General features: G+C 50.0%; 11 protein-coding genes, 1 pseudogene and 3 CRISPR repeat arrays. Of the genes and pseudogenes, 10 read left to right on the top strand and 2 right to left on the bottom strand.

What is annotated here, in order from left to right; translation table 11 throughout:
• Positions 1-397: 397 nt before the first annotated feature.
• The 4 genes from BZG25_RS02510 (at position 398) to BZG25_RS02495 (ending at position 4,444) form a co-directional block, all read left to right on the top strand.
• Positions 398-706: a helix-turn-helix domain-containing protein gene (locus BZG25_RS02510; protein ID WP_077577971.1), complete on the top strand. Its 309-nt coding sequence runs from the start codon at positions 398-400 to the stop codon at positions 704-706.
• On the top strand, positions 690-1,949 hold the full coding sequence (locus BZG25_RS02505; RefSeq protein WP_077577763.1) for a type II toxin-antitoxin system HipA family toxin: 1,260 nt from the start codon (positions 690-692) through the stop codon (positions 1,947-1,949). The genes BZG25_RS02510 and BZG25_RS02505 overlap by 17 nt, the downstream gene beginning before the upstream one ends.
• 167 nt (positions 1,950-2,116) lie before the next feature.
• Positions 2,117-2,805: a CRISPR direct-repeat array (repeat unit 28 nt; unit sequence GTTCACTGCCGCATAGGCAGCTTAGAAA).
• 196 nt (positions 2,806-3,001) lie between these two features.
• A CRISPR array of direct repeats spans positions 3,002-3,331; the repeat unit is 28 nt; unit sequence GTTCACTGCCGCATAGGCAGCTTAGAAA.
• A 547-nt stretch (positions 3,332-3,878) separates the two neighbouring features.
• A complete protein-coding gene (locus BZG25_RS02500; RefSeq protein ID WP_198531447.1) occupies positions 3,879-4,130 on the top strand; it encodes a type II toxin-antitoxin system ParD family antitoxin in 252 nt (83 codons plus the stop codon).
• Positions 4,127-4,444, top strand: a complete 318-nt coding sequence (locus BZG25_RS02495) for a type II toxin-antitoxin system RelE/ParE family toxin (protein ID WP_077577764.1) — start codon at positions 4,127-4,129, stop codon at positions 4,442-4,444. Before BZG25_RS02500 ends, BZG25_RS02495 begins: the two co-directional genes overlap by 4 nt.
• 211 nt (positions 4,445-4,655) lie before the next feature.
• Here the strand turns inward: BZG25_RS02495 and BZG25_RS02490 are convergent, their stop codons facing one another.
• Positions 4,656-4,940 carry a helix-turn-helix domain-containing protein gene (locus tag BZG25_RS02490; protein ID WP_077577765.1) on the bottom strand — a complete coding sequence of 95 codons (285 nt, stop codon included), beginning with the start codon at positions 4,938-4,940 and terminating at the stop codon, positions 4,656-4,658.
• A pseudogene (locus tag BZG25_RS16120) lies at positions 4,933-5,256 on the bottom strand (type II toxin-antitoxin system RelE/ParE family toxin). The gene BZG25_RS02490 and the pseudogene BZG25_RS16120 overlap by 8 nt, the downstream one beginning before the upstream one ends.
• Before the next feature lie 255 nt (positions 5,257-5,511).
• Between BZG25_RS16120 and cas1f the strand changes: the two are divergent.
• The 6 genes from cas1f to cas6f are packed head-to-tail and all read left to right on the top strand — an operon-like array spanning position 5,512 to position 13,975.
• Positions 5,512-6,483 carry a type I-F CRISPR-associated endonuclease Cas1f gene (cas1f, locus tag BZG25_RS02480; RefSeq protein ID WP_077577766.1) on the top strand — a complete coding sequence of 324 codons (972 nt, stop codon included), beginning with the start codon at positions 5,512-5,514 and terminating at the stop codon, positions 6,481-6,483.
• On the top strand, positions 6,480-9,926 hold the full coding sequence (gene cas3f, locus BZG25_RS02475; RefSeq protein ID WP_077638486.1) for a type I-F CRISPR-associated helicase Cas3f: 3,447 nt from the start codon (positions 6,480-6,482) through the stop codon (positions 9,924-9,926). The genes cas1f and cas3f overlap by 4 nt, the downstream gene beginning before the upstream one ends.
• Positions 9,927-9,964: 38 nt before the next feature.
• A complete protein-coding gene (gene csy1 / locus BZG25_RS02470) occupies positions 9,965-11,314 on the top strand; it encodes a type I-F CRISPR-associated protein Csy1 (protein ID WP_077577768.1) in 1,350 nt (449 codons plus the stop codon).
• Positions 11,314-12,306, top strand: a complete 993-nt coding sequence (csy2, locus tag BZG25_RS02465; RefSeq protein ID WP_077577769.1) for a type I-F CRISPR-associated protein Csy2 — start codon at positions 11,314-11,316, stop codon at positions 12,304-12,306. Before csy1 ends, csy2 begins: the two co-directional genes overlap by 1 nt.
• Before the next feature lie 16 nt (positions 12,307-12,322).
• Complete coding sequence (csy3, locus tag BZG25_RS02460) at positions 12,323-13,318, top strand: type I-F CRISPR-associated protein Csy3 (protein WP_077577770.1); 996 nt, start codon at positions 12,323-12,325, stop codon at positions 13,316-13,318.
• A gap of 9 nt (positions 13,319-13,327) precedes the next feature.
• Entirely contained in the window at positions 13,328-13,975 is a 648-nt protein-coding gene (gene cas6f, locus BZG25_RS02455; RefSeq protein WP_077577771.1) for a type I-F CRISPR-associated endoribonuclease Cas6/Csy4, read from the top strand.
• A gap of 149 nt (positions 13,976-14,124) precedes the next feature.
• Positions 14,125-14,872: a CRISPR direct-repeat array (repeat unit 28 nt; unit sequence GTTCACTGCCGCACAGGCAGCTTAGAAA).
• Positions 14,873-15,361: the final 489 nt, after the last annotated feature.

The following is a 15,361-nucleotide window of genomic DNA, read 5'->3' as shown; positions in this document are numbered from 1 at the left end:
CCGACCTACGCACAGGCAGCGTAGGTGACACAAGCCCCAGCACTATGTTGGATAGGAGACATTGCCAACGGGCGCCTGTCACGATCGAGGTTAATCGTTGGCGCCGATGTCGGAGGCGCGCAGTCCGCTTGGGTAATAGATGGGGGACATTGCACTGGCGCTTGTCCGACCTACGCATAGGCAGCGTAGGTGACACAAGCGCCGGTACGGTGTTGGATAGATAAAAACTGTCAACGGGCGCCTGGCTCGATTGGCGCTTATATCAAACGATGTAAATGCACCATGCTAGTCTTGATGTTGTGACTTATTAAACAATGAATATGTTGTAATTCCTTAAATGACAACTAATATGTTGTATATAGACTATAGTACAACATTAAAGTTGTTTGAGGGTGTGATGGTGTCACTAAAAGATATAGCGCGTGCATTGCAAGCGCGTCGCAAGTCACTTGGGCTAGAGCAGTCTGACATGTACATGCGTATTGGCATGAAACAACAGCAGTACCAGCGAGTAGAGGCGGGGAGTGATGTCCGGCTATCGACTTTGCTGCGTGTGCTCGAAGGGCTCGACCTGACATTAACGCTTACGCCCAAAACGTCTCAGACGATCGATGAGCCGGTAAACCTCGGTCGTTATAAAGATGATGATAACGACGATCTCGACTTTTGGTTAGGGACGGAGCACAGCGATGACCAAAACCAGTGAAAAGGTTGAGGGACTAAACATTCAACTGCATGGCGTTGACGTAGCGATTGTCACCCACTACGCGGGTGGGAAGAATATTCTCACGTTTAATCCGGCGTTTATCGCCACCTCTCAGCATGAGCGTTTAACCTTTTCGTTGAGGCAACGTCGCGATTCGCAATACTTACGCACACCACAAATTCGCACGGACAAACTGCCGCCAGTGCTCTCCAACTTGCTCCCAGAAGGCGCATTAAGAGATGTCGTGTCAAAGGCGTTACAGTGTCATACAAACAATGAATTCGCGATACTGGCATACATGGGTAAAAACCTGCCCGGTGCTATTGTGGCGACGCCAATTAAAGCTGGAGAGTTACCGCGTTGGGCATTGGCGCAAAGGCTTTCAACCGCGCCGCAGCAGATTGATGTTAAGCATGCTGATAGCAAATTCTCATTAGCCGGCGTACAAATGAAGTTTTCTTCATCGCACTGTGATGGGCGATACCATATTGATCACGACGCCAATGAAGACTCATGGATCATAAAAACGCCCTCAACCGTGCATAAAGGGGTGCCTCTCAACGAGTTCACATGTATGACGCTCGCTGAGCAGGTCGGTGCCGTGGTTCCCGAAAGACGTTTGATTAATGTGGCTGAGTTAGAGGGTTTACCCAATATTCAGCTGCCAAATGAGCCTCTTGCGTATGGCATACAACGCTTTGATCGCGGAGCCGACGGCCGAATACATGCGGAGGATTTTGCACAGGTATTTGGCTTATATCCTTCAGATAAATATCAAAAAGTGAACTATGAGCAGTTGGGAAAAGTGTTATATCGTGAGAGCGCTAATGGACGAGAAGACATACAGCAAATGGCACGCAGGTCGCTGATTAATATCTTGCTCGGGAACGGCGATGCGCACTTAAAAAATTGGACGATCTGTTACCCCGACCGCATGTTGCCGCGTTTAGCACCGCTTTATGATGTGGTCTTTACGCAGCCTTATATTGAATATGACAACATTGCGTTGAAAATGGCGAAAAGCAAGCGTTGGTATGATATTGGTTTGAGCCATTTCGAACGCTGGTCGCAAGATGTGGGTGTGCCGTGGCAAATGATCAAACCGCACCTATTGGATACGATCAACCTGGCGCGAAATATGTGGCCAAATCAACTTAAGCAATTACCGATGTTAACGGAGCACAAAGCGATGCTACGTGATCATTGGAAAGCCCTGCACGAGGACTTCACCATCGGTTCATGATCCAGCCAAACCGGGCGCTAAATCGGCGCCTTCTTACCCTTATTTTTTGGCTATTTAAAAATAAACAACAAATACAGATAGTTACGGAATCCCCTTTTAAACAAGGGTAAAAGGCCATTTTTATCCTAACAGCCTGTTGTCACTGACGATTATTAAGCTATTCTATTGTTCACTGCCGCATAGGCAGCTTAGAAAGCCCAGGAGAAGGGCCGCGAGTTCACCGACTTGTTCACTGCCGCATAGGCAGCTTAGAAATGCGGCTTGCGGTCGTCGGTCAACTTGGCCGTGTTCACTGCCGCATAGGCAGCTTAGAAATGTGGCCGCTGTGTGGTCGCAATGACTTGGATGTTCACTGCCGCATAGGCAGCTTAGAAAAACCCGCTGCGCGTATCGGCCACCACTGCGCCGTTCACTGCCGCATAGGCAGCTTAGAAATTCGGCGACATTACGCGGCGGGACGACTTAAAGTTCACTGCCGCATAGGCAGCTTAGAAAATTCGAAAAGCTGCTGATCTGTTTTACCCTGCGTTCACTGCCGCATAGGCAGCTTAGAAAAGACAAAGACAAAAAAGTATCGGCGCGTTGTTGTTCACTGCCGCATAGGCAGCTTAGAAACAGATGAAAAAACGGGGAGGCTTGCCTCCCCTGTTCACTGCCGCATAGGCAGCTTAGAAAATGATGAACAAAATCGCAATGCGCATCAGCGCGTTCACTGCCGCATAGGCAGCTTAGAAAGCGAACATGGTGGTGCCGGTGCCGCAGCTGCATGTTCACTGCCGCATAGGCAGCTTAGAAACCGATTAAAAGAGCCCATGTAACGCATCAATTGTTCACTGCCGCATAGGCAGCGTAGGTGACACAAGCCCCAGCACTATGTTGGATAGGGGACATTGCCAACGGGCGCCTGTCACGATCGAGGTTAATCGTTGGCGCCGATGTCGGAGGCGCGCAGTCCGCTTGGGTAATAGATGGCTGACATTTCACTGGCGCTTGTCCGACCTACGCATAGGCAGCTTAGAAACTGCGGATCTGCATCCACCAAAATCACATCTGGTTCACTGCCGCATAGGCAGCTTAGAAAACTTGCGCTAATGTCGTGTTATCCCAACTGGATGTTCACTGCCGCATAGGCAGCTTAGAAAATATGCTCGTTGGGCGAGTAGCGGCCATAGTTGTTCACTGCCGCATAGGCAGCTTAGAAAATGATGTACACCGCGCCCTGACATTCCGTGGTGTTCACTGCCGCATAGGCAGCTTAGAAATGTCTCGCTCGGTGATGGGGGTAGCGAATTACGTTCACTGCCGCACAGGCAGCTTAGAAATTCAGTCGCAGCGTAGTACCGTGTGATGTTCGGTTCACTGCCGCACAGGCAGCGTAGGTGACACAAGCCCCAACACTATGTTGGATAGCGGACATTGCCAACGGGCGCCTGTCACGATCGAGGTTAATCGTTGGCCTTAATGTCGGAGGCGCGCAGTCCGCTTGGGTAATACATGACAGACATCGCACTGGCGCTTGTCCGACCTACACACCATTTTAATATCGGCGGTGCCATTGGCGTACATTGGTTATCGGAATAGCCACTTTTGGCCCGATAATACCATTGGCGTAGGTGACACAAGCCCCAGCACGGTGTTGGATAGATGCACATTGCCGACGGGCGCCTGTCACGATCGAGGTTAATCGTTGGCCTCAATGTCGGAGGCGCCAGTTGCACTGCGCGCGGTGCAAATCACACCTAGCTTGTACGATCGAGTTAGCGCTTCTCCGACATACGCACAGGCAGCTTAGAAAGGATTGAATGAGAAGTCTTATGTGTGCTGCTATATACCTAACGTTGTTCGGCTGAATCAATATGAGTCAAAAAGTTGGGAGTCACTTACAAAAAGCGCTATATTCATTATTCATATTTATGAATAAGTGCGATAATTATGGCAACAACAAGTTTAAGCTTAGGGGAGCACTGGGAAGTGTTTATTAAAAACGAGGTAGCAAGTGGCCGGTACGGCTCTGCTAGCGAGGTTGTTCGTGATGCATTACGCACGCTTGAGGAACGCAAAACCAAACTGGATGTGTTGCGCGCACATCTTGATGAGGGGGCTCAACAGGCAGCCAGTGATACGTTTGTCGATGACTTTTCAATGGATGAACTGATTAACGACTTGGACACAGAATCTTGACGGCGAGCCAAACAAAAAAGCAGGTTCGTATTACGCCCAGAGCACGTGATGATCTTAAAAATATTGGTCGTTACACTGAGCGTAAATGGGGAAAAGCACAGCGTAACACTTATTTAAAGCGCCTAGCTACGCGGTTTAACTGGCTAGCAGAGAACCCGCAACTAGGCCAGCATAGAACAGACATTGAAGACGGATACTATTGCTTTCCTGAAGGACAACATCTTGTCTTTTATCTTATCCGACGCCATGCAATTGATATCATTGGTGTTCCTCATAAAGAAATGGACATTATTAACCATTTCACTATTGGTTAGTGCGCACATTGTGATTGATAACTACTGACATACGCACTACTAATGCGATCTTCCTTCAAATTCTTTGCTATGTTCACTGCCGCACAGGCAGCTTAGATACTGAAATAGTTGTTTTTTTTGATGCCAGTTCATTGTTAGTGGTCGTGGCATCGAGGAATTAGGGGATGGTTAAAGGTCAATAAAAGCGTATGACTAGTAATGACCATATACGTCAATTTAACGCATGTTTATAGCCAAAGTTAAGCTTGCAATTGCATGCTTTTGCATAGCTAAGCAGGGTTTTAAGGGTTGGATTACCTTTCCCTTTTTCAAGTCGAGAAATATTGCCTTCTTTCGTCCCCATACGTTCTGCAACCTGCTGTTGAGTTAGCCCGGCCTGCTTACGCATACTGAGTAACATATCGATCAACTCAAACTCAGGCGTCAATTCATCGTATGCTTGTTTCACGTCTGGGTTTTGCAATGCTTTCGCTTTTAGTGCTTGTAGGCTATTCACTTTTCACCTCTTTCATACGCCCTGTTGCCAATGCTAAGTCGTTCTTTGGTGTCTTTTGGCTTTTCTTCACAAATGCATGAAGGACATAGATGTTGGGGCCGTCTAAATAGCAGAATAGACTGCGTCCGATCCCTTCTTTTGCTTTGGCACGAATTTCAAACAGGCCGTTACCTATTGATTCTGTGTGAGGAGGACCTAAGTTTGCGCCATGTTTTTCTATTAGTTAAAGCAGCTTGAGCATTCGCGCTTGAATCTTAGGAGGCATGTTGAGAATGCTCTCTTCCACGCCTGGGTAAAAAACAATGTTCCAGTTCATCTTTTACTTCTTTTTATCATATATGATAAGTTTTTGTGGGTCAAAATCCACTTATCATACCGAGTAATCTCGAGCAATCTTGGCTGATTAGTGTTATCTGGTTCGCATAACAATCGCACAGACAGCAGAATGCGATCTTCCTTCAAACCCTAAACTGTGCCTTGTTTCACGGGCATGCATTGCTATTTTTGTTACCTTTCTTGCGCTTGTGAGTGATCTGTTTTGTCACTCGGGACAACCACGAAAGGGACACCCATGGACGATCTCTCGCCCTCGGATCTTAAAACCATCCTTCATTCCAAACGCGCCAATATGTACTACCTCGAGCATTGCCGTGTGATGCAAAAAGATGGGCGTGTGTTGTACTTGGCGGAGGCGAAACGCGAAAACCTTTACTTTAATATCCCCATTGCCAATACCACGGTGTTGTTGCTCGGGACTGGCACATCAATCACTCAAGCGGCGATGCGTATGCTCTCGCAAGCGGGCGTGCTGGTTGGCTTCTGCGGAGGTGGCGGTACACCACTGCATATGGCAACTGAGGTTGAGTGGTTTACACCGCAAAGCGAGTATCGACCTACTGAATATCTGCAAGGGTGGTTGTCATTTTGGTTTGATGATCAAAAGCGATTGGACGCTGCGCGAACTTTTCAGCTGGCACGCCTGAGTTACTTAAAGCAGGTCTGGCAAGCGAGCCGTGAGCTCAAGCTTGAAGGGTTTGATGTGGCCGAATTGGCCGGCGCACTCGATACCTTTGTGGAGCGAACTGACAAAGCCAACAAGCCGGCTGATTTATTGCTTACCGAAGCGCAGCTCACCAAAGCGCTTTACAAACACGCGGCGAACCGTACTCAAAAAAACGGTTTTAAACGTCAGCATGAGGCGGACGATCTCGCCAACCGCTTTTTAAATCATGGCAATTACTTAGCCTATGGCTTGGCGGCGAGTTGTTTATGGGTGCTTGGGATCCCGCACGGATTTGCGGTGATGCATGGCAAAACCCGTCGCGGCGCGCTGGTGTTTGATGCCGCGGACTTAATCAAAGATGCCATCGTGCTGCCTTGGGCGTTTATATGCGCTAAAGAAAACGCCACCGAACAAGAGTTTCGCCAGCAAGTTCTGCAAGCCTTTATTGAACACAAAGCGATGGACTTTATGTTCAACACCATCAAAGCCATTGCGCTGCAAAACGACTCCGACGATGAGATGACGGAGCCGCAACGATGATGGTGACCTTTATTTCTCAGTGCGAGAAAAAGGCACTGAAGAAAACTCGCCGCGTGCTTGATGCCTTTGCTAACCGAATTGGTGATAACACCTGGCAAACACTGATCACCGAAGATGGCTTAAACACGGTGCGAAAACTGCTGAGCAAAACCGCCAGCCGCAGCACCGCGGTCAGTTGTCATTGGGTTCGTTCGAGAACCCACAGCCAACTCGTGTGGATTGTGGGTAATCGCCGCAAATTTAACTTAGAAGGCAATGTGCCGGTTAATCGCACTGAGTTGGACCTTAGCCACAAAGAATGGGAGCAGGGCTGGCAGCTTAATGAGGTGATTGTGCTGGCAACGGCCATGGCGGGATTGTTTCATGATTTTGGGAAAGCCAATGCGTTGTTTCAGCAAAAGCTTCGCGGCCAAACAGTACACCAAGGTGAACCGTATCGCCATGAGTGGGTGTCGTTGCGTTTATTCGAGGCGTTTGTCAAAGGCAAGGCGGATCAGCAATGGCTTGATGAACTTAGTGAGCTTACGCCTGAAACCGCCGTCGAGCATGAAGCTGCGCTACTGGCGCGACTGTTTACCGAAACGGACGGCTATCAACCTGTCTTTGATGACTTATCGCCATTTGCACGTATCGTGGCTTGGCTTATTGTCTCGCATCATCGGTTGCCCGTGAACTATGATGTCGACAAGGCTCCAGTTGAACTCTCGCAAATCGACCAATGGCTTCGCCGTTGCTTTGGTAGTCACTGGAATGCGCCCAACGCGCTCAACCTTGGTAAATATGACCCGCCAGCACTTGCCAATAACTGGCGTTTTCCCGATGGCACGCCGTTTTTAAGCCAGCCTTGGCAACAAAAAGCGCGCCAATTGGCCCAGCGTGCCCGCCAATATCCATGGCACTCTCATGGACAAATTAATTGGTTATCACAGCGGTTTGTCAGCCATATGGCACGTCTATCATTAATGCTAGCGGATCATTATTACTCGTCACTGCCACTGGAGAAATCCAAGCCCAAATGGCGCGATCGCCATTACGCACCGATTGCTAACACAGACCTGTCTCAAGGCAAATGCAAAAACGCGCCGCCTAAACAACAGTTAGATGAGCACAATATCGGTGTAGCCATTAATGCGAGACGCTTTGCAGAGAATTTACCCTCACTTAAATGGACATTACCAGCGATTGCTCAACACCGCCGTTTTAGCCAAGGCGCCGAACAAGAAAAGTATCGCTGGCAAGATATCGCTTATCGGAAAACCAAAACTATAGCTACTCAGTCGGAAACACAGGGATTTTTCGGCATTAATATGGCGTCGACAGGTTGCGGGAAAACCATCGCCAACGCGCGCATTATGTATGCGTTATCGGACCCTTGGCAGGGATGCCGTTTCTCGGTGGCGCTGGGGCTGAGAACACTCACCTTGCAAACCGGCGATGCGTATCGCGACTTGCTAAAACTTGGCGATGACGAGTTGGGCGTCCTCGTTGGTTCGCAAGCGATCCAGCGCTTACACGAGGCGCAAAATACGTCACATCAGTCTTCCGGTGGCAGTGAGTCTACCGAAGACTTTCTTGAAAAACTGTTTATTAGCTACGAAGGGCAAATATACGATGGCCGGTTGAAACACTGGCTAAGTAGTCAGCCTAAGCTGGAGAAATTGGTCAGTGCGCCGGTATTGGTGAGCACGATTGATCATCTGATGCCCGCCACTGAAAGCCTGCGCGGCGGCCATCAAATTGCGCCCATGTTGCGTTTGCTCAGTACCGACTTAGTGCTTGATGAGCCCGATGATTTTGGTCTTGAAGACTTACCGGCGCTGTGCCGCTTGGTAAATTGGGCAGGCATGTTGGGGTCACGGGTGCTGCTCTCATCGGCGACCTTGCCGCCTTCGTTAGTAAAAAGCTTGTTTGATGCCTATCGTGCGGGCAGGGCGCAGTTTAATCATGCCCAGTTTGGTGACAGCGCGACGACAAACGGCGCTGACGGTGCGCCTGTGATTTGCGGCTGGTTTGATGAATTTACCAGCGAGATCCAAACGGTGACGAGCAAAACCGATTACGTGACTTACCACCGTGAATTTGTCGCCAAGCGCGTTAAGCGATTAGAGGGCGAGCAACAGGTGCTACGCAAAGGGAAGACGGTAGACACCTCCGCGATTACCTCTTTAGTAGTCCCCCCAACACCCAGCGAACCTAACCTCGATTTTGGGCCGCTAGCGCAACTTATCCATACCCATATTCATCAGCTGCACCATGCGCATCATCAAAGCCATGCATCCGGCAAAACAGTGTCGGTAGGTGTGGTGCGCATGGCCAATATTAACCCCATGGTGGCGCTGACTCGGGCGCTGGTACAAATCTCGCCGGAACCGGATCATGCGCTCTTTATTTGTCCGTACCACTCCCAGTTTCCGCTGGCATTACGTTCTTATCGAGAAAGTCGTCTCGATGCGGCGTTAAATCGCCATGATGAAGCGGCGATTTTCGAGCAGCCAGAGATTCGCGATGCCATTTCGAACAGTGATGCCAAACATCTGATATTTGTGGTGGTGGGTACCGCAGTGGTGGAAGTTGGGCGTGATCACGATTACGACTGGGCCATTGCTGAACCGAGTTCAATGCGTGCCTTAATTCAGTTGGCGGGGCGGGTACAACGTCACCGTCAGCAACCGCCGACAAGCGCCAATATTCATGTGCTCGATCAGAATGTCCGTGCGCTAAAAGGCAAGCATCCCGCTTATTGTAAGCCAGGCTTTGAAAGCGCTGCTATCCCGCTTGAAAAAGGTTACAAGGTCACGCTTGATGAAGGGCTGACTGCCATTTCCGCCACGCCGCGTATTCAGGAAATCCCCAAGCTGGAAAAATCTGCCTTTATATTTGCTTCGTCGGCAAAAAGAGCGGCCAAGCCGGTGAGCCACTGGGGCGTGCAGGAGCACCGTGCGTTGCGCTTTACGTTAGAAATCACGGGCGGGGAAAAGCATCAGCCTGATTTTTTCCGAACCGGTAAGGAAGCCGAGCTTTGGTGGAATGAAACACTGATCAGTCAAGCTGCTGGACTACGTTACCCCGGTAAACATGCTAGCTGGAGCGGCGAACTGATCCGGCGCACTCCGTTTCGTCACAGCCAGCCCCAAGAAAGCTTTGTGCTGGCTTATAACGACGATGACACGCTGGCTTGGCAGCAGTTAGATACCTCACGTTATCCCTACCAATACGCCGATCACTCATATCGCTTTAAACCCGTCGAGATATCGCTAGCAGCCGGTTGCCATTGGTGGTTTGACGTTGATCCGGAAGCTGTTTATCAGCACTTTGCTGACCAAATGGGATGGTCGATTAAAAAAGCGAGCCAGCATTTGGGCGAAATACGCCTCGCGGCTGAGCGGGAAAGCCAAAACATCACTTGGTGTTGGCACCCACAGCTGGGTGCTTATCGGGAGTAAAAAATTTAATGGAACAAATAGGATAAAAGGAAGCGCTTATGGAACACAGACTATACGATGCGCTGCTGGCATATATTGAACAGCGCAAACAGGCGAAGCTTGAGCCTTTGCAAAAGGCGCGTGATAAGGCCCTAAAAGCCGCCGCCAGCCAAGAGCAAGAGGCGATCGCCAATGCCGATTACGCAGAGAAAGCTGCTCCGATCGAAGCGAAGTTTGAGCCAATTCATTGGATCACAGACGCTGCGACGCGAGCCAAGCAAATCAGCCTCGCCACGCATTGCCCTAAATTTACTCACGGCGATGCTAAAGCAACTAGTATGCTTGTCACTGAGGTCGATAAGAGTGAGTCTCGCTACCTTACTAGCTATTCGCTGACCGATAAAGCCATTGATGCGGATTGCAATGCGGCTGTGTTGGATGTGGCGCGTTTTTTAAAAGTCACTGTGGAAGGTGAGTCGCTTATTTCGCAGTTGCAAGCCGGCCATATCAACGCGCTTAAGCCACTCATTGATGACGCTACCTTGCTAGAGACTTGGCGTGCGGGATTTTCACTTGCTTTGAATGATCAGACGTTGTCAGCCCATAATTTAACTAAGCAAACCTACTTTCCGGTGAATGAAGGTGAGTACCTCCTGCTGTGTCCGCTATATTCATCCAGCCTTGCGCACGCACTGTATAACAAGGTGCGTGCGACACGGTTTGGGGAGAAAGTTAAAGCGATTCGTGAGGCAAAGAACAAACAGTATTATCATCCGGAGAGATGGGAAATTTTTCCGCACACTGTTAAACAAGCTTTTGGCGGAACAAATAAACAGAACATCTCACTCTTAAATAGTAATCGCCAAGGCGAGGGATTTTTACTCAATGCCGCCCCGCCAAGCTATCAGCAGCAGCCGGAGGATCCGAGCAAGCAAACCAGCATCTTTAATCTCCGTTTAGCCTACCAAGCCAGTCATTTGCTTCACGACTTTCGCGCCTTTCTGGCAAGCCTTACCGAACGGGATCGTAACTTTGCCACCCGTTATCGGCGTGATCATGACTTTATTCTGCCACTCACTGACTTGGTGTTTGACTATGCCGCGCGGGTTCAGCAGCAAGTTCCAGCCGGTTGGAGTCAAGGCACTGATGATCAAGCATGCCGACTAAAACGTGAACATGCAATTTGGCTGGATGTGCACAACCCCGACGATCAATTTCAGCGAGAGCGTGACGCACAAGCGTGGCTGGACACTGTTGCCTCTGATTTTGCCGCTTGGTTACTGCGCCAGCTTGAGGACAAACAACACTACCTGCTTGGTGATACGGAGTTCAATTACATCCGCAAAGTGTTCCTAACCCAACTCAAAGCGTTTGAGCGCGACACGCCTCAATTTGAGGAGAACCGATAATGGCACAGTATTTATTGCTTAAGCACATTGAGGTGCAAAACGCGAATGCGGTCGCAGGGCTGACTTATGGTTTTCCGGCGATCACGCACTTTCTTGGCTTTGCCCATGCGCTATCACGTCAACTCCCTGATGCCTTGGGGTTGCGATTAGGTGGCGTGACCGTGGTTAGCCATAAAAACAATGTTCATGTGCGGCAGCCCACAGGGTGGGGCGACTATGTTTTTGCCTTAACCCGCAATCCGGTCACCGCCAAAGGAGAAACAGCGCCGATCAATGAAGAAGGACGCATGAACATGCAAGTCTCTTTGCTGATCGAGGTTGAGGGACTGATTGCTGGTGATAAAGCCGCGGCAGCACAGTTGATCGCGGAAGTGAAAGATTTGGCGCCTCAGCGACGGCTCGCGGGTGGGCAAATCTTAACCATTGGCGAGGTTGATTTGCTCGCGGATGCAAGCATGCAGAAAAAAGCGTTGCGCCGCCTCATGCCGGGCTTTGTCCTTTGCGACCGACATGATTATCTCGCCCAGCATCATCAACAGCTATTGCAACACAATGCGCAGGCCAGCTTGTTTGATGCGTGGTGTGAGTTTGCCATGTTGTCGTACCACGCTGTCGCCGATGATGAACACGTGCCTGACGACGATAACCAACCGATTCCGGCGCAATGGCAACGCGAGTCCAAACCTAAGCCAGGATATTTGGTGCCGATCATGACGGGCTACCGCGCGATTTCCCCGTGTTATGCCGCAGGTGAGGTCGCCAATGTGCGCGATCCGGAGGTACCGGTAAGCTTTGTGGAAGCGGCATACAGCGTAGGTGAGTGGCGCAGCGTCCACCGCCTTAAGGATATCGACGACGCATGCTGGCGTTATCACGGTGAGCATCCTTGGTATCTTGCCCGTGTGACGACAGCGACGCATGCCGAACCCATTGAACCTGACGTTGTGCCCACAACCGATGACGACACTGACTTTGACCCCGACTTTTTGTAATTAAGGAGATTTCATCATGGCTGATAAAAAACTGACTAACCCTTCCGTGTTTGCTTTTGAGGCGAAACTTTTACCTTCCGATGCACTAATGTATGCGGGTAATTGGGAAAAAGGCGATTGGCAACCCATTCAAGTGGGAGAGAAATCGGTGCGAGGCACGATTTCGAACCGCTTACAAGCGCCTACCGCCAATGATCCCACCAAGCTGGATGCGGAAGTATCTAAACCAAACCTACAAACGGTCGATATTGCGGCACTGCCGCATGATACTGATACGCTCAAAGTGGCTTTTTCGCTGCGTGTGCTCAGCGGGCTGCATGTGCCGTCAACCTGTAACAATCCAGACTATCAGCAAGCACTGGCTGATAAAGTGCGTGACTATCAATCAGAAACCGGTTTTAAAGAGCTGGCGCAACGTTACGCGCACAACATTGCCAATGGGCGTTTTTTGTGGCGCAACCGTGTCGGTGCCGAGCAAGTCAAGGTGGTGGTCATCGCAGGCGAGAAGCAATTTAGCTTTGATAGCTACGAATTTAGCTTGCATGATTTTGACGCGCACCCAGATGTCACTGCGCTAGCAGAGGTGATCCAATATGGCCTGACAGAAGCGCATGCACTTATTCATGTTGAAGCCTACTGCCAACTGGGCGAAGGGCAAGCGGTCTACCCCTCTCAAGAGCTGGTGATGGGCGGTGGTAAAGGCGATAAAAGCAAGTTCTTATATCAATTAGATGGCCAAGCCGCGATGCACTCACAAAAAATCGGCAACGCGCTGCGCACCATTGACACCTGGCACCCCGCCTATGACGAAGTGGGTGCAATTGCCATTGAACCTTATGGCTCAGTGACTAACCGCGGGGCGGCGTATCGTCAGCCAAAAGAAAAGAACGACTTTTACAACTTGCTCGATGGATGGATGTTAAAAGACAAAACCCCAACGCTCGAGCAGCAGCATTACATTATGGCGATGCTGATCCGCGGCGGCGTGTTTGGCAAGGGTGATAAAAAATAGGTGACGGGAATGAACTACTATCAAGAGGTTACTTTATTGCCAGATGTAGAGATCGCAGTAGGCTTTCTCTGGCACAAGGTGTTTCAGCAAGTGCACATTGCCTTAGCGGAAAACAAAATCGGACCGAATCAATCGGCCATTGCGGTGGGGTTTCCGGATTACCGCCAAGGTGATTTTCCACTCGGCCATCGGTTGCGCCTGTTTGCGCAAACTGAGGTGGCATTTGAGCAGCTTAATATTCCGCGATGGCTGTCACGCCTGACCGATTACGTGCATATCAAAGCCGTTAAGCCGGTGCCAGACGGGGTGCAAGACTATGCCTACTTTAAACGCTGGAACTACAAATCGCCGCAGCGACTGTATAAAAATGTCGATCGGCGTGCGGCCGCGATTGCCAGCAAAAATGGTTACGATGAGGAGGAAGTAAAGCGTCGTTTGTTGGCAAACATTAAAACGGACGACAAACGCTGGTCCCTGCCTTTTATTCAAGTGACCAGCCTGTCGAGCCAAAAACGAGCGGGGCAGCCAAATACCGAGTTCGCCTTGTATATCGAGCGGGAACTCACCAAACAGCCGCCCAATAATGGCCAACCATTCACCTGTTATGGGTTAAGCAGACGAGAGCCCGACCAGCAATGTGCGGTGCCGTGTTTTTGAGGGGGCAACCCCTCTTTACCCCTTCTTTTTGGCTCTTTAAAAATATACGGGAAATACAGTCAGTTACAGCAGGTGCTTTTTAACAAGGGTAAAAGACGATTTTTATCCTAACAGCCTGTTGTACCTGACGATTGTTAGGTTATTCTATTGTTCACTGCCGCACAGGCAGCTTAGAAAGAAATCCTGGAGTTACAATTTTTGGTTACTGTGTTCACTGCCGCACAGGCAGCTTAGAAATGTTCGTCATCGTGCACACCTGCGGTCTTACGGTTCACTGCCGCACAGGCAGCTTAGAAAGTGCTGTGTGTGCATCACGCCGGTTTCTTTCTGTTCACTGCCGCACAGGCAGCTTAGAAAACTTGGCCAGCGGGGCCAGGTTGGTGCCCTCCGTTCACTGCCGCACAGGCAGCTTAGAAATATGAAATAGCGTTGCCACAGTATCAACGCGGGTTCACTGCCGCACAGGCGGCTTAGAAAATGCGATGCAAGCGCAAGCCGTGCAAAGCTCGGTTCACTGCCGCACAGGCAGCTTAGAAATCGCGATGGTGATGTATCCATTCAGTGGATGAGTTCACTGCCGCACAGGCAGCTTAGAAACGACGAAACCACAGCAAAAGCTGGCAGCGTGGGTTCACTGCCACACAGGCAGCTTAGAAATATGACAAGGGTAACATAAAGGAAACTAACCCGTTCACTGCCGCACAGGCAGCTTAGAAAGCACGGCTAATTGATACCCCCCCGAGTACGCTGTTCACTGCCGCACAGGCAGCTTAGAAAAACAACGCACTTTAAAATCAATTTTGAATCACGTTCACTGCCGCACAGGCAGCTTAGAAATTTAGTGGGGTTCGAGCGCTCACTGTTCAGAAGTTCACTGCCGCACAGGCAGCGTAGGTGACACAAGCCCCAGCACTATGTTGGATAGGGGACATTGCCAACGGGCGCCTGTCACGATCGAGTTTTATCGTTGGCGCCGATGTCGGAGGCGCGCAGTCCACTTGGGTAACAGATGGCTGACATTGCACTGGCGCTTGTCCGACCTACGCACAGGCAGCGACGGTGACACAAGCCCCAGCACTATGTTGGATAGGGGACATTGCCAACGGGTGCGCGTCGGCCAGGTACCTATAACTCACATCATACTGGCGCTTGTCGACCTACGTGAACGTTAACGTCGGTGGTGCCATTGGCGATGCTGCCTGTCTGGGTTTTTCATTGAAATGACTAGTTTAATGTATCTATGAGCCACTTAACTTTATGGCCCTACATTAATCGTTGCGTTTATTTTTATCGAGTAATCAAAAACTAATTGATATCGAGACTTTTCCTGTCCAGCTTTTTTTAATTGATGGCGAGAATCTATTCTACGATCAAACGGTAGTGGCA

The sequence above is a fragment of the Salinivibrio sp. ML198 genome, assembly GCF_001996015.1.
GTDB lineage: Bacteria > Pseudomonadota > Gammaproteobacteria > Enterobacterales > Vibrionaceae > Salinivibrio > Salinivibrio siamensis.
The sequence above is the reverse complement of the archived record's forward strand: the minus strand, read 5'-3'. Positions and strand labels throughout refer to the sequence as shown.

Bases quoted from the DNA above. Each gene is read 5' to 3' on its own strand.
- BZG25_RS02505 (WP_077577763.1), top strand. From the start codon at position 690: ATGACCAAAACCAGTGAAAAGGTTGAGGGACTAAACATTCAACTGCAT.
- csy1 (WP_077577768.1), top strand. From the start codon at position 9,965: ATGGAACACAGACTATACGATGCGCTGCTGGCATATATTGAACAGCGC.
- BZG25_RS02510 (WP_077577971.1), top strand. From the start codon at position 398: ATGGTGTCACTAAAAGATATAGCGCGTGCATTGCAAGCGCGTCGCAAG.
- csy3 (WP_077577770.1), top strand. From the start codon at position 12,323: ATGGCTGATAAAAAACTGACTAACCCTTCCGTGTTTGCTTTTGAGGCG.
- cas1f (WP_077577766.1), top strand. From the start codon at position 5,512: ATGGACGATCTCTCGCCCTCGGATCTTAAAACCATCCTTCATTCCAAA.
- cas3f (WP_077638486.1), top strand. From the start codon at position 6,480: ATGATGGTGACCTTTATTTCTCAGTGCGAGAAAAAGGCACTGAAGAAA.
- cas6f (WP_077577771.1), top strand. From the start codon at position 13,328: ATGAACTACTATCAAGAGGTTACTTTATTGCCAGATGTAGAGATCGCA.
- csy2 (WP_077577769.1), top strand. From the start codon at position 11,314: ATGGCACAGTATTTATTGCTTAAGCACATTGAGGTGCAAAACGCGAAT.